17 protein-coding genes are annotated in these 19,898 nt (G+C 33.7%); 8 read left to right on the top strand and 9 right to left on the bottom strand.

The features are described from left to right. The first annotated feature begins 51 nt into the window (after positions 1-51). Positions 52-729, top strand: coding sequence for a YdcF family protein (locus MNO09_RS12580; RefSeq protein ID WP_000906904.1), 678 nt, complete (start codon positions 52-54; stop codon positions 727-729). 48 nt (positions 730-777) lie between these two features. On the opposite strand, the gene MNO09_RS12575 is transcribed toward MNO09_RS12580, so the two are convergent. Both MNO09_RS12575 and MNO09_RS12570 read right to left on the bottom strand, forming a co-directional pair. Continuing rightward, positions 778-1,722 (bottom strand): glycerophosphodiester phosphodiesterase, encoded by a 945-nt coding sequence (locus MNO09_RS12575; RefSeq protein ID WP_001226337.1) that lies wholly within the window; start codon positions 1,720-1,722, stop codon positions 778-780. A 381-nt stretch (positions 1,723-2,103) separates the two neighbouring features. Continuing rightward, positions 2,104-3,723 carry an FAD-dependent oxidoreductase gene (locus MNO09_RS12570; protein WP_000841691.1) on the bottom strand — a complete coding sequence of 540 codons (1,620 nt, stop codon included), beginning with the start codon at positions 3,721-3,723 and terminating at the stop codon, positions 2,104-2,106. Between the two features lie 514 nt (positions 3,724-4,237). Between MNO09_RS12570 and MNO09_RS12565 the strand changes: the two genes are divergently transcribed. The 5 genes from MNO09_RS12565 to MNO09_RS12545 all read left to right on the top strand — a co-directional run bounded on the left by MNO09_RS12565 (position 4,238) and on the right by MNO09_RS12545 (position 8,747). After that, positions 4,238-4,582 carry an ArsR/SmtB family transcription factor gene (locus MNO09_RS12565; RefSeq protein ID WP_000571867.1) on the top strand — a complete coding sequence of 115 codons (345 nt, stop codon included), beginning with the start codon at positions 4,238-4,240 and terminating at the stop codon, positions 4,580-4,582. Between the two features lie 18 nt (positions 4,583-4,600). Further along, a complete protein-coding gene (locus tag MNO09_RS12560; RefSeq protein ID WP_000646392.1) occupies positions 4,601-5,599 on the top strand; it encodes an NADP-dependent oxidoreductase in 999 nt (332 codons plus the stop codon). Positions 5,600-5,777: 178 nt separating this feature from the next. Continuing rightward, positions 5,778-7,244, top strand: a complete 1,467-nt coding sequence (locus tag MNO09_RS12555) for a protein adenylyltransferase SelO (RefSeq protein WP_000164905.1) — start codon at positions 5,778-5,780, stop codon at positions 7,242-7,244. A 224-nt stretch (positions 7,245-7,468) separates the two neighbouring features. Next, on the top strand, positions 7,469-8,563 hold the full coding sequence (locus MNO09_RS12550) for a response regulator aspartate phosphatase (RefSeq protein ID WP_001102706.1): 1,095 nt from the start codon (positions 7,469-7,471) through the stop codon (positions 8,561-8,563). 7 nt (positions 8,564-8,570) lie between these two features. Next, complete coding sequence (locus tag MNO09_RS12545) at positions 8,571-8,747, top strand: Phr family secreted Rap phosphatase inhibitor (RefSeq protein ID WP_080014144.1); 177 nt, start codon at positions 8,571-8,573, stop codon at positions 8,745-8,747. A gap of 74 nt (positions 8,748-8,821) precedes the next feature. Here MNO09_RS12545 and MNO09_RS12540 read toward each other — a convergent pair whose 3' ends face one another. The 6 genes from MNO09_RS12540 to MNO09_RS12515 all read right to left on the bottom strand — a co-directional run bounded on the left by MNO09_RS12540 (position 8,822) and on the right by MNO09_RS12515 (position 13,401). Beyond that, the gene (locus MNO09_RS12540; RefSeq protein WP_000275782.1) at positions 8,822-9,421 is read right to left on the bottom strand and encodes an FMN-binding negative transcriptional regulator; all 600 of its coding nucleotides are present in this window, start codon (positions 9,419-9,421) and stop codon (positions 8,822-8,824) included. A gap of 134 nt (positions 9,422-9,555) precedes the next feature. Further along, on the bottom strand, positions 9,556-10,083 hold the full coding sequence (locus MNO09_RS12535) for a GrpB family protein (protein ID WP_000813616.1): 528 nt from the start codon (positions 10,081-10,083) through the stop codon (positions 9,556-9,558). A gap of 23 nt (positions 10,084-10,106) precedes the next feature. Next, complete coding sequence (locus MNO09_RS12530; protein ID WP_001172050.1) at positions 10,107-10,454, bottom strand: DUF4260 domain-containing protein; 348 nt, start codon at positions 10,452-10,454, stop codon at positions 10,107-10,109. 12 nt (positions 10,455-10,466) lie between these two features. Then, entirely contained in the window at positions 10,467-11,435 is a 969-nt protein-coding gene (locus MNO09_RS12525; protein ID WP_000865849.1) for a bile acid:sodium symporter family protein, read from the bottom strand. Positions 11,436-11,439: 4 nt separating this feature from the next. Continuing rightward, positions 11,440-12,831 (bottom strand): FAD-binding oxidoreductase, encoded by a 1,392-nt coding sequence (locus tag MNO09_RS12520; RefSeq protein ID WP_000406962.1) that lies wholly within the window; start codon positions 12,829-12,831, stop codon positions 11,440-11,442. Between the two features lie 171 nt (positions 12,832-13,002). Further along, positions 13,003-13,401, bottom strand: a complete 399-nt coding sequence (locus MNO09_RS12515; RefSeq protein WP_000737901.1) for a DUF2871 family protein — start codon at positions 13,399-13,401, stop codon at positions 13,003-13,005. Positions 13,402-13,656: 255 nt separating this feature from the next. Here MNO09_RS12515 and MNO09_RS12510 point away from each other — a divergent pair, with 255 nt between their 5' ends. After that, positions 13,657-14,160, top strand: a complete 504-nt coding sequence (locus tag MNO09_RS12510; RefSeq protein ID WP_000636228.1) for a GNAT family N-acetyltransferase — start codon at positions 13,657-13,659, stop codon at positions 14,158-14,160. Between the two features lie 595 nt (positions 14,161-14,755). Here MNO09_RS12510 and MNO09_RS12505 read toward each other — a convergent pair. Beyond that, positions 14,756-17,476: a sensor domain-containing protein gene (locus MNO09_RS12505; RefSeq protein WP_088107052.1), complete on the bottom strand. Its 2,721-nt coding sequence runs from the start codon at positions 17,474-17,476 to the stop codon at positions 14,756-14,758. 934 nt (positions 17,477-18,410) lie between these two features. Here MNO09_RS12505 and MNO09_RS12500 point away from each other — a divergent pair. Next, positions 18,411-19,889, top strand: a complete 1,479-nt coding sequence (locus MNO09_RS12500; protein ID WP_000061806.1) for an Lsa family ABC-F type ribosomal protection protein — start codon at positions 18,411-18,413, stop codon at positions 19,887-19,889. Positions 19,890-19,898 lie beyond the last annotated feature (9 nt).

The following is a 19,898-nucleotide window of genomic DNA, read 5'->3' as shown; positions in this document are numbered from 1 at the left end:
CAAAATCGCTATATAATGAATCTATCATTTTACTATATAGGAGGTTTTTACATGTTAATACCTAAATATCCTGATGTCCCTACTCTTACGAAAAAACAAATCGATCAAATTACAGAAATCGCTTTTCTAAAAGAAATAACACCACACAAATGTGATGCTATTTTCGTTTTCGGCGGTTCTCATCCCGGCAATTGGCAAGCTCCTCTAGAAGCTTATCAACAAGGTTTAGGAAATCAAATTATCGTTACAGGTGGTACTAGTTTACATGGCATGAAACATCCGAGCTGGAATTACGGGGATTTGTCAGAAGCAGAAGTAATTGTACATAAATTAATTGAACATGGCATACCAAAAGACGCTATCATCTTCGAGACAAACTCCCTTCATTCTATCGCTAATGTAATGGAAGCGAAAAAGATTTTTGATTTCACAAAAATTAATCGGTTACTCTTTGTATGTAAAAGTTTAGGAGCTGGTCGACAATATCGAGTATTAAAAAAACATCTACCTAACACTGTTACTTGTATTCCATATACATTTGATACAAGTTTCGATGATGAGTTTATCATTAATAGATATAATTGGATGGATAATGAGAAGAGTCGCTCTATGATTTTTGGAGAATACTTGAGAAATATTTGCTACGGTAGAAAAGGCGGTATTGTGCCACCTGAAAAAGAAGTTCAAGGCTTAGAAGAATATGTATCCTACTACTATAATCTAGCATAATAGAAAAAGGTATACCAAAACGTCGGTATACCTTTTATCCTATCTCACTTATTTTTCTTTTAGTACACTATGTAATCGATCAGGATAATTTGTAAACATTCCTGTAGCACCCCATTTAATTAACAATCTCATATCTGGTTTCTCATTTATTGTATAAGGGTGAATTAACAGTCCATTTTTCCTAGCCATTTTCATATATGACTCATCAATAATTAGTTCTCCGTCATCATTACGTAAGTTTGGACCAATACCAACTGCATACTTTTTAATTTCTTGAAAATCATCATTCGTTACACTTTTCGGTTCATGTGTAATTCCAGACCATTCAACAATCTCATTGTTTTCATTTGGATAATACCAAAGCAATTGAACTAACGGAATATTTTTATTCATACTATGAATCTTTGTTAAACTGTCTTTACTAAATGATTGAATCATAACACGGCTAGAAGACATGTTTTGACCTACTAAATTATATTTATTTAACAACGCTAACAATTTTTCTTCCATTCCTGGATACACATCTGGTGATTTTGTTTCAATGTAATACTTCATGCTTCTTCCGTACTTTTGGAAGATTTCTTCAAGAGTCGGAACTTTCTGCCCAACATACTCTTGCTTAGCCTTTTCTGGATAAGCTTTATTGAACCAAGATCCTGCATCTAAGCTCTTTATTTCACTTAATGTTTTATCTCGTACTTCACCTGTACCATTTGTAGTACGATCAACTGCTGTATCATGCATTGCAATCAACTGGCCATCCTTAGTTAACTGAATATCTAACTCCAAATAATCCGCTTTCATTTTTTTCACAAGATCATAAGAAGCAAAAGTATGCTCAGGTGCATGTCCACTTGCTCCGCGATGTGCAATATTTAAAAACTTATTCGTATTCCATTCATGCTTCCCTTCTGCTTTTGCATGAACAGCTCCCCCAGCAAAGATACTTCCCGTCATAAAGAAAATAACTAACACGCTAATAATTTTTCTCATCCTTCTAACCCTTCCTACGTTGCAAATTTCAACAAGTTAATGAGATTTACACGAAATAGAAGATATACTTTCATTATTTTTATAAGCTTATATGAAAATTCCAATCTTACAAATACAATTCCCCTATGTTATTACTATACTATTTATTTTCTATATCCCTCCTATTCACATGGAACTTCCTATTGATTACAGTTCACCAATAAAAAAAAGCCATAATTTATTTAGAGGACACTTCTGTATCCCTAAATAAATCTATGGCTTATCTCAAATATCTCCGGCCTCGATTAACTTGTCGAAATTAATCATACCAAACCTATTAAAATTTGTGAATATTATTTTTTCAGTGCAGTGGAGCATATAAGACAATGCGCCCATAGTTACTTAAAAATCACATAATAAATTACTCATTACCTCCTCCAGCATTACAGCTGAATCTACCACCGCTTTTTTGGAACGCCATCCAATAAATCCATCTGGTCTAATTAGTACAACTCCTTCATTCTCTATCCCATATAATTCACGAAAAACATTTTCTTGAGCAATAAAGTCTCCGGTTAAACCTACTCGATACACTTTTATATTTATTCCTAATTCAGATGAAACATCTTGTGCACACTCGGCCCAAGCGTGATTTTCTGCTCCAATAAGTAACACAAAATCATTTCCTAATAAATCAAGTATAGAAATTTCTTTTCCATCATACGTTCCACAAAAGTGTGGTGCTCGCGTTCCAGGTCTTCCGTTCAACTCTACGATATCCATTCTATGTGGAGTAGCTGAGTCATCTACTATCGCCTCTGAACAATAGTGATACCCAACAGTTACAGCTAATCCATCCATATTATTCAAACTGCCTTCCTCTCTATTCGCAGCACGGAACAATAAACTACTCGCATACTCCGTCGTTAATTTTGCAACAGGATATCTCTCTTCATAATATGTTTCTAACAATTTTGGATTTGCTTTCCCTTTTATAACAGCCGCTAATTTCCAAGCTAAATTATGTGCATCTTGTATGCCTGTATTTGAACCAAATCCTCCTGTTGGCGGCATAATATGTGCTGAATCACCAACTAAAAAGATTCGATTATCTTGAAATTTCACGGCTGTACTTTCAGTCGCTTCCCACGGTAAAACACTTACTATTTCTGACTCGATTTTTGTACTTCCAATTGCTGTTTGAATAATTTGTTTACAACGTTCTATAGTGAAATCCTCTGGCTCCTCTCCTTTTAATGGATCGTAGGATACATGGAAAATCCATTTTCTTTCGTTATCAACTGGAATAAGCGCACCAAGAACTTCCGGATGAAGTACCATAGAAAAACCAAATGCATCTCCTTGTATAAACTCATTTAAATCCGCTTCAAAATAAATATTCATATAATAGCCACCGATTGTACCTCGTCCCTCGGTACTTATCCCTAGCTGCTCACGTATTTTACTTTTCGCTCCATCCGCTGCAATTACATAGTCACAATGAATAATACTTTCTTCTTCCGTTTCACGATTCCGAATCGTTGCTATTACTCCGTGCTCATTTTGTTCATAAGAAACTAATTCATGATAAAAAGATAATTCTCCGCCTAATGTTCTCGCTTTTTGTAACATCATCTCTTCTAAAATAATTTGATAACAAGCCGTTTGTTTTGATGGACTAATCTCTTCTATTTTTTGAAGTAACTTTTCATCGTTTCCATACTGATTGGCCCTCATTTGTGCCAATTCTTCCTTATTCGCCTCAACTATTGTATGAACTGCTATTCTTCCTCGGCAATTTTCTAACGCTTTACCCGCCGATCTAATTCTTTGTTCTAAACCTAATTCTCGAAATAACTCCATCGTACGAAAAGTGATTCCACCTGCTTTCGGATGAATTGCAGTAGACGGGTGCCTTTCAACCAGTAAATAATCAACGTTATGTTTTGCAAGGAATAGCGCAGATGCTAATCCTGATACTCCTCCTCCAACAATTAAAACTGGTACGTAATTCGATTTCATAAATTTACCCTCCACATCATTGTTCTGAGCTCAGTGACATAAATATAATCAAAAAAACAACAAAGATATAGACTTATATTTCATTTTAAATTATCATATAGATAGATTACACCCCAAATTACTTTTACTTTTTCATACATCTATAATCTGCTTGAATTATGCATGTATGAAAGAGTAAAACAAAAGAACTCACTTTATAGACACCAAAATAATAAAAACATTATACGCGGTCGTAACCCTGTAAAGTTATAAGGGGTTACGACCGCGTATTTTTTAAAAATCCTTACCCTCTATCATTTATAAACAACGTATTATTAAATCATTTTTTATTTTTAAACTTCATCCATTTTAATATGCTATCCTTTTCTATCCCCTACCATTTTCAACACATCAAATTTCATTCGTCTCGATTTTCTTTCCCAATATTGCAGCTCATGCACCAATCATGTAGCATTACCGTATCGATGTAATGGTTCATCATCTTAAACCTTTCGACTAATTACCAGGAGGTAAAGTGATTGAAATGAATAAACAAGAACAATTAAATATTATAAAAAAAGATTTTATTGATTCTCAAAAAGTATTATTAGCAATTGGCGATGAAACACGTCAAGCTATTTTGTTCGTTCTCATGGAAACGGAATGTCAAACCGGATTACGTGTAGGAGAAATTACGAAAAAAACACACCTTTCTCGACCAGCGGTATCACATCACCTAAGGATTTTACGAGAAGCCGGTATTATTTTAATGCGAAAAGAAGGTACAAAAAACTTTTATTATATTGATATACGTACAAAATTAGGTGTATTAAAAAATCTTGTACTGGATATTGAAAAGCTATTGCACAACTTTTATTGAAATTTGGAGGCATAAGAAATGAAAGCAATGATAATTGATAAATATGGGAAATTTCCAATGCTTATGGCAGAGGTACCTACTCCTGAAATAAATGAGTATGAAGTGCTCGCAGAAATTCATGCAGCTAGTATTAACCCGATTGATTTTAAAATACGCGATGGAAAAGTGAAGATGTTACTTAAATATGAAATGCCCCTAATCCTTGGGAATGACTTTTCCGGTGTCATCGTGCAGGTTGGATCAAAAGTAACTCACTTTAAAGTCGGTGATGAAATATATGCACGCCCAAGAAAAAATAAAATCGGTACTTTCGCGGAATATATAGCCATTCATGAGGATGATATAGCTTTAAAACCTAAAAATTTAAGTTTTGAAGAAGCAGCATCGATCCCTCTCGTTGGCTTAACATCCTATCAAGCACTACATGACATCATGCACTTACAAAAAGGACAAAAGATTTTAATTCACGCTGGATCTGGTGGTGTTGGTACTTTCGCAATTCAGTTAGCAAAAATAATGGGCGCTACCGTTACAACGACTGCAAGTGAAGCTGGTGCGAATTTAGTAAAGTCTCTTGGCGCAGATGAGATTATTAATTATAAAACAGAAAAATTTGAAGAAATACTAAAAGATTATGATGCAGTATTTGATACAATCGGCGGGACAACACTCGAAAAATCATTCAATATTATAAAAAGCGGCGGCAACATCGTTTCCGTTTCAGGAATGCCAAATGCTCGTTTCGGTAAAGAATTTGGTTCCGGATTTTTTAAAACATTCTTATTTTCATTAGCAAGTAGAAAACTTACTGCACTTGAAAAGAATCATAATGCGCAATATTCATTTTTATTTATGAAGCCAAGCGGGGATCAATTACGCACTATCGCAAATTATATTGAGGCAGGAAAAATCAAACCAGTAATCGATCGAGTTTTCCCTTTTGAAGATGCTCAAAAAGCAATGGAATATTCAGAGGCTGGAAGAGCAAAAGGAAAAATAATTGTAAAAATAAAGTAATAATATAAACTCCATTTTCTTAAAATGGAGTTTATATTATTACTGTTAAATAGACATAGTACAGTGAAGTCCTTACAATAGATTGCAAGGGGAAATATCATATTATACTTTTAGCTAATTTTACAAAGAATACATACGTACAAATACATAATAAAAAAATAAACAAGGAGGAGATAAAATGACTAAAAATAATGAAGCTGGTTGGAATTTAGATAATAGTTATACGACTTTACCACAATCATTTTATACAGAAATCCCCCCTACTCCCGTAAGTTCACCAGAGTTAGTTAAACTAAATCATTCACTAGCTATATCTCTTGGATTTAATCCTGAAGAATTGAAAAAAGAAGTTGAAATTGCTATTTTCGCTGGTAATGCACTCCCAGAAGGAGCTCATCCATTAGCACAAGCGTATGCAGGTCATCAATTTGGACATTTTAATATGTTAGGCGACGGTCGCGCGCTTTTAATAGGTGAACAAATTACTCCGTCAGGTAAACGTTTTGACATTCAACTGAAAGGTTCTGGTCCTACTCCGTATTCACGCCGCGGCGATGGTCGTGCGGCACTCGGCCCGATGCTACGCGAGTATATTATTAGTGAAGCAATGTATGCACTCGATATTCCAACTACCCGCAGTTTAGCAGTTGTCACAACTGGCGAACCAACATATCGTGAAACAAAGTTACCTGGAGCAATTTTAACTAGAGTCGCTAGCAGTCATATACGCGTCGGCACATTTCAATATGCTGCAGCTCGCGGTTCTATCGAGGATCTTCAATCACTAGCTGACTATACGATAACAAGGCATTATCCAGAAATTGAGGCTCATGAAAACCGATATACTGCATTACTACAAGAAGTCATAAAGAAACAAGCGAGTCTCATCGCTAAATGGCAACTTGTTGGATTTATACATGGCGTAATGAATACTGACAATATAACGATTAGTGGAGAAACGATTGATTACGGCCCTTGTGCATTTATGGACAATTACGACCAAGGAACTGTATTTAGCTCTATTGATACACAAGGTCGCTACGCATATGGAAATCAACCATATATGGCCGCATGGGACCTTGCGCGATTAGCAGAATCTTTAATACCGATCCTACATGAAGATGAAGAAGAAGCATTAAAGATTGCTCAAGACGAAATTTCAAAATTTAGCGTACAGTATGAAAACCAATGGTTCCTTGGAATGAAAAAGAAATTAGGACTATTTAGCAATGAGGACCAAGATCAATCACTTATTGAGCAACTTTTAAAAATGATGGAGAAACATAAAGCAGATTACACAAATACATTCCGTTCATTAACTCTTGATACGATCGAAAATACAGCCCTATTTGAAAGTCCTGAATTTAAAGAATGGTACAAACTGTGGCAATCTCGATTAGAAAGACAAGAAGAATCGAAGGAAAACGCCTACGAAATGATGAAAAATAATAACCCATCCATCATCCCAAGGAACCACCGCGTAGAAGAAGCACTAGAAGCAGCTGTCACAAATGGCGACTATAGCGTAATGGAAAAACTTCTTGAAGCGCTATCCAATCCTTATGCGTATGCTACAGATCAAGAAGAATACTGCGTTCCACCTGTACCGACGAATCGTCCTTATCGTACTTTTTGTGGGACTTGATTGTTTAATATATATAAAGATGTGTTCATACAAATTGTATAAACACATCTTTTTTATACTCTTTCCTCTGCTCTTTCTTTAACCCAAAATAAAATCCACTCTATTCCAATGAGCTTAATAATAACTCTACTATACAAATGTTGAGAAATATAAAACATCATTTCTAAATATTGTTATTTTTGATACTATATTTTATAAGAATATTCAAAAAGCAAGGGGATTTCATGAACGTTCAACTACAAGGTAATGAACAAATTACGAAATTATTTAATGATTGGTATTTAGCTATGCTTAAACAAGATGTGTCTCAGGCGACAAACTTAAAGCATGAAATTGAGGAAAAGGAACTAAACTTTGAGGAAGATGAAAACTTAGCATTATATCATTCCTTACTAGATTTTCGATATAAAGTTTTAGTAGATGGTTTAAGCATTTCAAAACATAGTTTTGATAAGATAGATTCTTATGCCATCTCATCTAACCATTCACTTTCTTACTACTATCATTTATTTAAAGCTATTCATGCTACCATAACAACAAACTATAACTTAGCTAGCGAACATTACGAAAATGCTGAAAAACTACTAGGAAATGTTTCAGATAAACTAGAGGAAGCAGAATTTAATTACCGGTTCGCTATCTTTAATCAACATTTTTATAAACCTATTGAAGCAATTCAATATGCTAATAAAGCACGAGAAATCTTTTTCATGCATAGAGATTACGAAAAAAATGTCGCTTCATGCGAAAGTGTTATAGGAGCAGCCTGTGTACAATTAAGACAGTACGAGCAAGCTGAAGAACACTACAACTCTGCAATCAATATTTTACAAAAACAAAATGAAGAATCTTTACTTTTAAGAGTACGTAATAATTTAGGATGGTTATATGCCAATCAAAACTTATCGACACTAGCTATTCGTCATCTATCTGAAGTAACGACAAAAATGCCTACCCATTTCAAAGCAATTTTCTTACAAGCCAGGGAACATTCTAAACTTGATGAAATAAATATTGCTGATCAATTCATAAAAAAAGGATTAAAAATTTGTACAGAACTAAACAATGAAGAATATATGCTTCACTTTAAAATTTTAGAGTCTCTTAACAATAATGAGTCAACTGAAGACTTAGAAAATATTATTCTTGAAGGAATTGCGTATTTCGACAAAGAATTTTTATATAACTACACTCAAGAATACTCAGAAAAATTAGCGATTAAACTTTACAATGAAAATAATCACATAAAGGCAAGTGAGTATTTTCATAAAGCGTTACAAGCAAAAGAAAAAACTTTTGAGAAAGGGGCATTAAAATGATAAAAAAATCAGTTCTATCTTACTAGGATTATCTGTTATTGGAATTGTGTCTATTGGGGTAAATAGCTCGTTTACATACCAAGCAAGTCATGCAGATTTCCCTGCACCACAAAGACCTGACTTTGTTCAATCCGTTGACGTAAGTAAAGACTACAACTCAACAGCAGCTGTAAAAGCACTTTAAAAAACGAAAGACCTTCAATTTAGAAGGTCTTTTTTAAATATGCTTATTTAGAATGTTTCCCTTTCAAGTAAACTTTATTTTCTCATCAACTCCGCAATCCCCCTACTCCCCTCACTACCAACTTTCTCAAGTTCCTCCACAACTAAATTCCGTCTCTCTACAGAATGATTTTGACTTAACTTCGCTTTTCCTTCTATTTTATTTATCTTTATTTTAAAGCCCACTATACCTTTACTTAATCCTGCCCTATAATTCGAATCTACCTCATTTAGCGAGTAGGTACTCTGTGGATTTTCATATTTATGTACTAAATCTTGAAGAGAATCTATTAATTCCTGTTCATCCTCAACAATTTCCAACTCTCCATATACATGCACTGTAACATAATTCCATGTTGGTACTGCATCGTTTGTTTCATACCATGAAGGCGATATGTAACTGTGTGGCCCTTGGAATATAGCTAGTACTTGTTGATTCCCACTATCTTTCCACTGTTCATTCGGACGTGCGAAATGGCCATGTAAAGTTAGAGTCTCCCTATTTAATAACAACGGCAAATGCGTTGCATATGGTTCCCCGTTATGTTGAGAAAATAATGTCGCAAAGCTATTTTGTTCAATTATTTCGTACTTCATTTCTTCATCTTGTATTGCGAAATATTTTGGTATGTACATAAGCTCCCTCTTTTCCGGTCTTTTATTTCTCATTATATTTAAGTCTCGTAGCATTCAACAGGGCCAGTTTGTATTTGTTTTATAATGGCAGCGTTCTATTTCAAAAGAATAGGCAGCATGTATTCCATGCCGCCTTAGTTTATTTTTTCTAATATATTTGTAATAAATGCCGTCTTACCTTCGCTATAGCTCGCTCTATTTTTCGACTCTCTTGCTAATTCTTCCTTTAAACGCCCATATTCACCAGCAACATCTTCATGTTCACGAAGATAATCCCGAAACGCTAAATGTTTTCTTAACTCTTCGCTATTTTTATCACAAACATATAAATGATGTTCCATCCAAACTGTACTTTCCACGTGCCACGGAACGAAAGCATCCTTTCTGCCAAACGTCTCTCTTCCTTTGAAGCTCCATTCTGCCTGATGGTAGTATCCTATCGCTTCAAGCCTTTTTACTACTTCAGGAAAAATTTTGTACTCTGCTATTACTATATCAATATCTAATATTGGTTTTGTTGCAAGTCCTGTAACAGATGTGCTCCCAACATGTTCAATGGACAAAACAAGTTCTTTTATTACATTATTAATGAGCGATTGTAGTTTATAAAATTCACTTTCCCATAGGATATTATATTCTTCGATAGTTATTCTCTGTTTCAATGTATCTATCTCCCCAAAACAATTTATAACCTTTGAATATGAGTATCTTTAAAATCCGTCTCATATTTCAATCCATATCCAAACATTCGATCCATCCCAATATGTGCTGTCCATATTAAGCCAATCATTATAACGGTATCTATCTTAAAATAGACACCTATGATAGCTATTAATATAGATATAGTATATGTGTGACATATATTATAAACTTTAGCACCAACACGATTATTTATACCATATGCTAACATGGATATATCCGGGGCTAAAAGGAAAACCAAAAATATAATCCAACTAAATTCATATATTGAATACGCATAAATTGTGGCTACGAAAACAACCAGCCCTTCAAAATGTACAATACGTTTTTGCATTCTTTATCATTCCTATTTTTCTATATTTACCGATAAATTTTCATCACTGAAAGTATTCTTTGCATTTTTTGACCAGATGGTTGCTAATATCGGCCCTGCAATATTATGCCATACTGCTGCTAATACACTTGGAAGTGCAGCTGCTGGTCCAAAATGCGCCGTTGCCAGCGCAACACCTAAGCCTGAATTTTGCATTCCTACTTCTATTGAAATAGCCCTTCTTGTTCCTTCGTCTAGTCCAAGTACGAATGCTGTTATATATCCGAGTAAAAAACCAAATGCATTATGAAGCATCACTGCAATAAAGATAAGCAGGCCTGAAGAAGTAATGCTACTTACATTCGCTGAAACAACTGCAGAAACAATAATAATAATTGCTACAACTGATATTAAAGGAATAACAGTCATTCCTTTCGTAACAGTTTTAGGGAAAAACTTCTTCACTACTAATCCTAAAATAATAGGTAGGATAATGACTTGTACGATAGAAAGAAACATAGACATAGCATTTACTGGCATCCATTGTCCCGCAAGTAATAATAAAATAAGAGGTGTAGCAATTGGTGCTAGTAACGTTGATAATGACGTCATTGCAATAGACAACGCTAAGTTCCCTTTTGCTAAATAAACCATAACATTTGATGCAGTGCCACCCGGTACTGAACCGAGCAACACTAATCCAGCTGCTAATTCGGCTGGTAACTTCATAACGTAGGCTAGTACGTATGCGACAAGTGGCATAATGATAAACTGAGCACATACACCGATAATAACTGGCAATGGTTTTGTAGCAATGATTTTAAAATCAACAGCCTTTAATGTTAATCCCATCCCAAACATTACAACCCCGAGTAAAATTGTTATGTAACTAGTTAACCCGAGAAATGGTCCAGGAATGAAATATGCAATAGCTGCCATACAAATAACCCAAAATGCAAAATACTTTCCAGCTATATTACTTATCGCTTCTAGTACTTTCACCCAATCATCCCCTATCCTTCAACTGAAAAACTTTATTCGGATTCAAAATGTTTTGTGGGTCAAGAGCTTTCTTTATTTTTTCCATTACGAGTAATGCCGCCCCATGTTCTTCTTCTTGGTACTTCCGTTTTCCAATTCCAACACCATGTTCTCCCGTACACGTTCCACCTCGTTTAAGAGCATATAAAACGATACTTTCGTTTATTTCGTCCGCTTTTTCCACTTCTTCTTTATCGTTCGGATCAACCATTAAAAGCACGTGGAAATTCCCGTCTCCTACATGCCCAAGAATACCACCGACAAGACCTACTTTATCTAATGTCTCTTTCGCATGTTGGATTGCACCAGCTAATTCTGAAATTGGTACACATACGTCTGTACTCATAAGCTTTTTACCAGGATAACTATGAACGTAAGAGTACGCTAAATTATGCCGTGCATCCCATAATTTATTTCTCGCCGCAGTTTCCGTTTCAAAAGCAACTTCTTTACATGTATGATCAAAAACAATTTCCTTCGTGAATTCAATATCTTGCTTTAGCCCTGCTTCATTACCGTGAAACTCTAAAAACAGTGTAGGCTCTTCCCTGTAACTTGTTTCATTATAATGATTTACTTGTTTCATAGATAATTCATCTACAAGTTCAATTCTTGCAATTGGAATACCCGCTTGTAGTATGTTAATAACAGCTTCTACTGCATTATTTATAGTTGGAAACGATGCTCTCGCAGCCATAACATGTTCTGGTATGCCGTATACTTTTAATGTTAACTCTGTAAAGCATCCGAGCGTACCTTCTGATCCTACGAAAACACCATTTAAATGGTAACCTGATGATGACTTTGCTGCTAAATTTCCAGTATGTATTACTTCCCCATCAGCAAGAACGACTTCTAAATCACGAACTTGATCACGCATTACCCCATACTTAACTGCTGTCGTTCCGCTCGCATTTGTGGCAGCCATTCCACCTAACGTTGCATCTGCACCTGGGTCTACACTAAAAAACAATCCATACTTTTTCAATTCTTTATTAAGCTGAGAGCGAGTCACTCCTGGCTGTACTCTTACAAGGAAATCTTTCTCTCTTATTTCGAGTATTTTATTCATAAGCGAAAAGTCCATTGTAATTCCTTTTTCATATGGAATAACATGTCCCTCTAAACTAGAACCTACCCCAAAAGGAACGACAGGTTTTCCATGCTCACTCGCTACTTTCATTATCCTACTAACCTCTTCAGTCGTTTTCGGAAAAACAACTACATCAGGTAAACTACTAGTATGATAAGATTCATCTTTACTATGTAACTCTCTTACTGTCGTATTCACAACTACTCGATCTTCGGGAAGTACACTCTTTAATTCATTTACTAAACGCTCTACCGTTATTTCCATCGTACACTCGCCTACTTTCTATAAATTTGAATTACAAAATATGTTAACTATTTCATACATAATAATCCGAAAAATTAAATAATTCAAGTTTTATACATATGAAATTCGTTTCCTACTGTCGAATAAACAAAAAGAACTTGCAATAAATATTGCAAGTTCTTTTCTATAAAACTATATTTTAAATGACTTCTTTATTAACAACATAAACCAAACTAAAGTAACTGCCATTAACGAATGGGAAAATCCTACAATATAAGTTAACCCCTTAAAGTCCGCTCCATTTAGCTGAAGTAGCCCTCTCGCTGCTAATGAACCTAACATTAAAGTTAATGCAATGTTATGTAAAACAAACCACTTATTAAAACTTTTCGCTTCATGAAACGCGAATACTTTTGCTAATCCTAAAGCAATTAAAAAGAAGAAAAAGCCGAGTACAAGTGTATGTGTATGCAAAAGATTTAACAAAGTAGATCCTACAATCCCCTTATACTTTCCATACTCCCTAGCGAAAATCCCTGATAATAAGCCGATAATCAAATACGTAAAAGATGCATTATATAATTTTTTCATTATGTACCTCCTTGAGTAGAATGTATAGTGTGTCATATTTAGTAATAATGATAGTTATATAGTAAAAACTCCTAGTTACCTAGGAGTCATTGTATAAGTATCTCACTCTTTACAATCAATCCTAATTATAAAATATCCCTTTATACAAAACAAACGAACTTTATGTGAACAAGTAGAGCATAATTAAAATATGTTGCACTTTTGTATTTCGCAACCCATACTAATTGTTATAACTATTAAAGGTGGTGCAATGGATTGATAGTTCTTGAAACTGAACGCCTCGTTCTTCGCTGGTTTGATATAAAAGACGCTCCATTTATTCTAGAATTAGTAAACGATCCTGCATGGATTCAGTTTATTGGTGATAAAAGGATTAAAAATTTAGAAGATGCAAAAAAATACATCTTAAACGGACCCGTTGATATGTATAATAAAATGGGATTTGGTCTTTACTTAGTAGAGCGAAAAGAAGATTTCACTCCACTTGGTATGTGCGGTCTTATTAAAAGAGATTCATTAGAAGATGTCGATATCGGCTTTGCCTTTTTAGAGAAATTCCGTTCAAAGGGGTATGGCTTTGAATCCGCTTCTGCTGTAATAGACTACGGTGTACAGAACCTAGGTATGAAACGAATTGTAGCGATTACTACTATTGATAACATCAATTCAGGAAAGCTTTTAGAAAAAGTAGGATTGCAGTTCGAAAAGATAATTTCGGACTCAGGAGAAGATTTAAAATTATTCGGGTATAACATATAATAAATTATCAGATTTCTCTTTTAATCTAATCAAAAAACATTTCTTACATATACATTCCTAAAAGTTATTATAATTAAAATACTCATCTATTTTTTAACGTTATAACCACACTAATTTAAATCACAACTCTGATTTTCAGTACTGTATTTATTCTTAAAAACCCTCTATCTTGTTCTTAAAGTTGTCAAAACTCTTATGTAGTTAAATGAAAAGTTTATGCTAATATGTTACTAAGAAACTATGCGTTCCCTTAACCCTGTATCCGGCCCTGGATTTTTTACAGGGCCTTTGTTTATTTAATTTACTTATCACGTGCTGATACACATTAAAAGTCATTTCAAATGTAATAAACGATAAATAATAAAATAACTTTAGATAGTATGACCTGCAACTGTAATACTATTCCTTCAAATTTCTAGACGAGAAGACAAGTCATAAAAAAGGAATCACTGAAGAACAAGATAACAGCTTGAATAATGATACATCTTGATGCAAAATATTTTGGAAACCTAACTGCTAGTTAACTCAAAAAGAAGTTCTACTTAATATAGGTAGAACTTCTTTTCCCTTTACTTCACATGTACATAGTTCTCACTTATTCCTTGCTTAAAAACTTGAGAAACTCATCTTCATTTACAGGTTTACTGTAATAATAGCCTTGAATTAAATAGCATGCATTTTGTTGTAACACTGTTAATTGTTTCTTCGTTTCTACTCCTTCCGCAATCACTTTCATATTTAAAGTATGGGCTAGCGAAATAATAGTTTGTATAATTTCATCTCCATCATTTGAAGTTCCAATCCTATTCACAAATTCTCTTGGAATTTTCAAAGTATCAATTGGATATAAAGGTAGATACGCTAATGAAGAATATCCTGTACCAAAGTCATCAATTGATAAATGTACACCATATGATTTTAATGCTTTTAACTTCGATAAAGTTTCTTTTTCATCTACCATGGCAATTCGCTCTGTTAATTCCAAATCAATCAAATTAGCTGGTACTCCTATTTCTTCTATGGTAGATATAATCGTTTGAACAAAATCTTTCTGTTCAAACTCTATAGCTGATAAATTTATCCCCATTTTTAGATTTGTATAACCTGCAGAATGCCATTCTTTCAGCTGTAGACACGCTTGCTGTAGCGTCCATTTTCCAATTGAAATAATTTGCGATGTTTCTTCCGCGATAGGTATAAACTCAAAAGGTGAAATTAGCCCCAGCTCTGGATGTTGCCAACGTATTAATGCCTCTGCGCCAATAACCTTACCTGCCCTACTATCAATTTGAGGTTGATACAATAAAAACAATTCATTATTCTCAATTGCATTTGGTAAATCCTGCTCTAATCGTAATCGTCTTGTTATTTTTTGAGATAATGTCTCGTCGTACATACAAACAGCATTGCTACCTTTTTCCTTTGCACTATACATGGCGATATCAGCATGTTGTAAAAGTGTTTTGGCATTTGTTCCTCCAAATGGATACAACGCTATTCCTATACTAAGAGATAAGTAAAAGCTATGTTGATTTACTACAAATGGTTTTTCAGTTATACGAAATAGTATTCCGCTCAAATCCAATAGCTGTTGCTCTGTTTTGTTATGGACAATGATTGCAAACTCATCTCCCCCTATTCTTGCTAAAGGAATAGTTGGTGACAGACATGTCCTAAAACGTTTGGCAACTTCTTTTAAAACACTGTCACCAATTGCATGACCCAGTGTATCATTAATGGTCTTAAAGCGGTTTAAATCTATATACAGGAGTCCAAACTTATCCTGTGTTTTTTGTACACGCTCAATGGATCTGTCTAATTCTTGTTGGAAGAATATTCGATTCCTAATCTCCGTCACCGTATCATGAAATGCTAGATAGTTTATCTCATCCTGTTGTTGCTTCATCCTTGTTATGTCTTTTACCATTACATAACTCCCAAAAGTTTGTCCTTCTATCATAATAGGAACAATGGTGACATACCAAAAATGTATATCCTTCTCATTATTATTTTTCACACGTAACTGTAATGAAGACGAACTACATCGTTTCCCCTTCTTTAGAGCTGCTTCCAATTCAAGTTTATCTTCATCTAAAAAAATAGAGAAGCACTCTTTTCCTATTAATGCACCACTATCTTTTCCTAATAATATACTTCCAGACTTGTTTATATTTAATACGATACCATTTGGATCAATTGTTAATATAGGATCTGGATGATACTCATATAAGGATTTAAACCTCTCTTGATTTTTTACCAAATCATTAGATTTTTTTATTAAATCTGCTGTTCTTTGAGATACTTTTTGCTCTAATTGATTATTAAACACTTTTAATGTTTCGGTTAAATCTTTGTTTTGCATGCGTACAATTGTATGACGAATCAGTACAAATACAAAGGCAATACAATTTCCCGTAATCAGTGTAGATGAAGAAGTTTGCTCTTTCAAAGTAAAACCAATTAAGATTGCAACTGCAAGATAAGGGAATATGACAAGAAGTTTCTTTCCAAATGTCGGATTAATAATAAAATAATTTCTTCTAGAAGTTGCACTCCTTGGGATAGTAGCTGCAATGGCAATAAATAATAGAAAAACTCTATACAAACACCTTAATAATATGAGTGAACGATATGATAAACCATCTTGTAAATAGAAATATAAGTAGTCTGTAATGGACAATCCTGTTAATACTAAAATAAAAATAAATAATTTACTTTTCGCATTAAAAATTGCTGGTCGGAAGATAAGGCTAACTCCTAGTAAAAGAAGCAATAGATCTATAATTTGGAAAATAAATGAAAGAAAAACATCTCCAATTGATAAGAATAAGATATTTGCAGAAGGTTTATTAAATAGGTACCACTCTAAGGTAAAAATAGCAGTAACAACAATACATAAATCACAAATTAAATACGCTTTTTCCCACTTGTTACATTCCATAATGATTTTATAAAAGAACGCAAGGAGAAAGAAGAATAAGAAAAACAACAAAAATACATCAGAGATATTAAAATTTTCTATTGGTAATTCTACATTAAGTACTCGAAAAGCAGATATAAAATTCCCTATCAAGAAACACCCTATTGCAATTGTAATACAAACCCAAAAGACTCCTAGTTTAATTTTTCTTGACGCTATAGAGTAAAGTAATGAGATAAATACTGTAATTTCAACAACTAAGGATGATAGTCGTATATTAAAATCTGATACAAAATAGTGATTCGGAAAAACAAATAAAAATATAAAGCAAAAGCTTAAATAAGCTATTAGAGCTAATATCAATACATAAAATTGTACATGTGAATATTTGCGCAATGGACCACCTTCTTGATTTTTTCTAGATTTTTATTAAAAATGACTTGATAAGGCACAGCTCGTATTCATTAAAATGAGTGTTACCTATCATTCCATATTATGACCTTTTTTAAAAGATTTCTTTCTACATACCGCAGTCTTATTTACTCATCGTAAATTTGAATGATACAACTTAACTGTTCTTTAAATATGAGATAGCATCTAACCTTCCATTGCAACATAGTTAGTCGCTTATTGTCACACTTAGAAAGAAGGAAAATATACTATCATTAACTTAGAAATTCGAATTAAATTACCAAACTAACTGTAACCATTATAGTTACAACTAGAGGTGATGTCAATTTCAAATACCTCCCCTTTTAATGGACAAAAGACGTGACATCTGGAACAAAAATACGATGTTTATAAAAAAGATGTAATGTTATATCGACCTAACCAAAGAAATATAAATGATCTAGCATTAAGTGAAGATGATATTGCATCTCCACCAAAAGAATGTTACTCTAAAAATAGAATGATGAAAGGAATGATGGATGAATAATGATTAACTAATTTATATTTTAAGTTGAATTTTATAACTTCAAACTACAAAATATAGGGTTAGTCTATCCATTTTTATAATTCACTTCATACTTTATTTGTCATGATTCAAATGATTAATAAGTACTTATTAGTATAAGCGAGAGACTAATCCTTCCGATTAAAAATTGGGGGATTTTTTTATTCCCTTTTATGTAAGTTGAAATTTATTAATCGCTAAATTTACCTAACAAATAAAGGAGCGAGAAAAATGGATAATTCAGACACTATTGTTACACATGTAATGCTCTATATAAGTCGTTAATATCCATCAAACTTATATAGAGGAATTAAAAAAATGGATGGATGTTCCGACTTTATATGAAACGTTTCGATATATAAAGGAGGAATTATTATGTCAATGATAAAAGTTCAAAACTTAACTTTTTCATACCCAGGTAGCTTTGATAATATTTTTGAAGATGTAAACTTTCAAATAGATACGGATTGGAAACTAGGATTTATCGGTAGAAACGGACGAGGTAAAACGACATTCTTTAATTTATTATTAGGGAATTATGAGTATAGTGGAAAGATCCTTGCTTCGGTAGAATTCAATTACTTCCCCTACCCTGTTGCAGATAAGAACAAATTTACTCATGAAATTCTTGAAAAAATTTGCCCCCAAGCAGAAGATTGGGAATTTCTACGTGAAATATCCTATTTAAATGTTGATGCCGAGGTCATGTACAGACCGTTTAAAACTTTATCAAATGGAGAACAAACAAAGGTGTTGCTCGCTGCACTGTTTTTAAATGAAGGTCAATTTCTATTAATTGATGAACCAACAAATCACCTAGACACTGATGCACGAAAAGTAGTCTCTGATTATCTAAGGAAGAAAAAAGGCTTTGTTTTAATTTCACACGACAGAATCTTTTTAGATGGATGCGTTGACCATATCTTATCTATAAATAGAGCGAATATTGAAGTTCAAAGTGGGAACTATTCTTCTTGGAAATTAAATTTTGAAAGACAGCAAGAGCACGAAGAGGCTACAAATGAGCGTCTACAAAAAGACATAGGAAGATTAAAACAATCTTTCAAGCGTTCAGCAAGTTGGTCTCATGATGTAGAAGCTTCAAAAAATGGAACAAGGAATTCAGGTTCTAAGTTGGATAAGGGATTTGTAGGACATAAAGCAGCCAAGATGATGAAAAGAGCAAAAAACCTAGAATCAAGGCAACAAAAAGCTATTGAAGAAAAGTCAAAATTACTAAAAAATGTGGAGAAAACTGAGTCATTAAAATTAGAAGCATTGAAGTTTAAGTCAAATGAATTAGTTACTTTGGCTGACGTGTCTGTTAAGTACGATGACCAAGTCGTGAATGAGCCAATTAACTTCGTAGTTGAACAAGGTGACCGAATTGTGCTTGATGGCAAGAATGGGAGCGGGAAAAGCAGTATCTTAAAACTAATTCTAGGGCATCCGATACAGCATTCAGGTTTAGTTACTTTAGGTACAGGACTCACCATTTCCTATGTCCAACAAGATACTTCTCATTTGAAGGGATCGCTATCAGACTTTATTGAAGAGCACAAGATTGATGAGACGTTATTTAAATCCATCCTACGAAAGATGGATTTTGACCGAATTCAATTTGAGAAAGATATATCTCATTATTCTGGTGGACAAAAGAAAAAACTGCTTATCGCTAAAAGTTTATGTAAAAAAGCCCATATGTATATATGGGATGAACCATTAAACTTTATAGATATTTATTCACGTATGCAGATCGAAGAGCTGATTCAACAATTTAATCCCACAATGATTATTGTTGAGCATGATAAGGCGTTTCAACAAACCATCGCAACGAAAACTATATCTATGTAACTTCACTCG

The organism is Bacillus sp. N5-665, assembly GCF_022637375.2.
GTDB classification, from domain to species: Bacteria; Bacillota; Bacilli; order Bacillales; family Bacillaceae_G; genus Bacillus_A; species Bacillus_A wiedmannii.
Note: the sequence above shows the minus strand (reverse complement) of the source record. Positions and strands in the feature narration are given on the sequence as shown.

What these genes read in the sequence shown, in the direction of transcription:
- MNO09_RS12580 (WP_000906904.1), top strand. Translation starts at nt 52, where the DNA reads ATGTTAATACCTAAATATCCTGATGTCCCTACTCTTACGAAAAAACAA.
- MNO09_RS12570 (WP_000841691.1), bottom strand. Translation starts at nt 3,723, where the DNA reads ATGAAATCGAATTACGTACCAGTTTTAATTGTTGGAGGAGGAGTATCA.
- MNO09_RS12560 (WP_000646392.1), top strand. Translation starts at nt 4,601, where the DNA reads ATGAAAGCAATGATAATTGATAAATATGGGAAATTTCCAATGCTTATG.
- MNO09_RS12515 (WP_000737901.1), bottom strand. Translation starts at nt 13,401, where the DNA reads ATGAAAAAATTATATAATGCATCTTTTACGTATTTGATTATCGGCTTA.
- MNO09_RS12550 (WP_001102706.1), top strand. Translation starts at nt 7,469, where the DNA reads ATGAACGTTCAACTACAAGGTAATGAACAAATTACGAAATTATTTAAT.
- MNO09_RS12530 (WP_001172050.1), bottom strand. Translation starts at nt 10,454, where the DNA reads ATGCAAAAACGTATTGTACATTTTGAAGGGCTGGTTGTTTTCGTAGCC.
- MNO09_RS12500 (WP_000061806.1), top strand. Translation starts at nt 18,411, where the DNA reads ATGTCAATGATAAAAGTTCAAAACTTAACTTTTTCATACCCAGGTAGC.
- MNO09_RS12555 (WP_000164905.1), top strand. Translation starts at nt 5,778, where the DNA reads ATGACTAAAAATAATGAAGCTGGTTGGAATTTAGATAATAGTTATACG.
- MNO09_RS12575 (WP_001226337.1), bottom strand. Translation starts at nt 1,722, where the DNA reads ATGAGAAAAATTATTAGCGTGTTAGTTATTTTCTTTATGACGGGAAGT.
- MNO09_RS12540 (WP_000275782.1), bottom strand. Translation starts at nt 9,421, where the DNA reads ATGTACATACCAAAATATTTCGCAATACAAGATGAAGAAATGAAGTAC.
- MNO09_RS12520 (WP_000406962.1), bottom strand. Translation starts at nt 12,831, where the DNA reads ATGGAAATAACGGTAGAGCGTTTAGTAAATGAATTAAAGAGTGTACTT.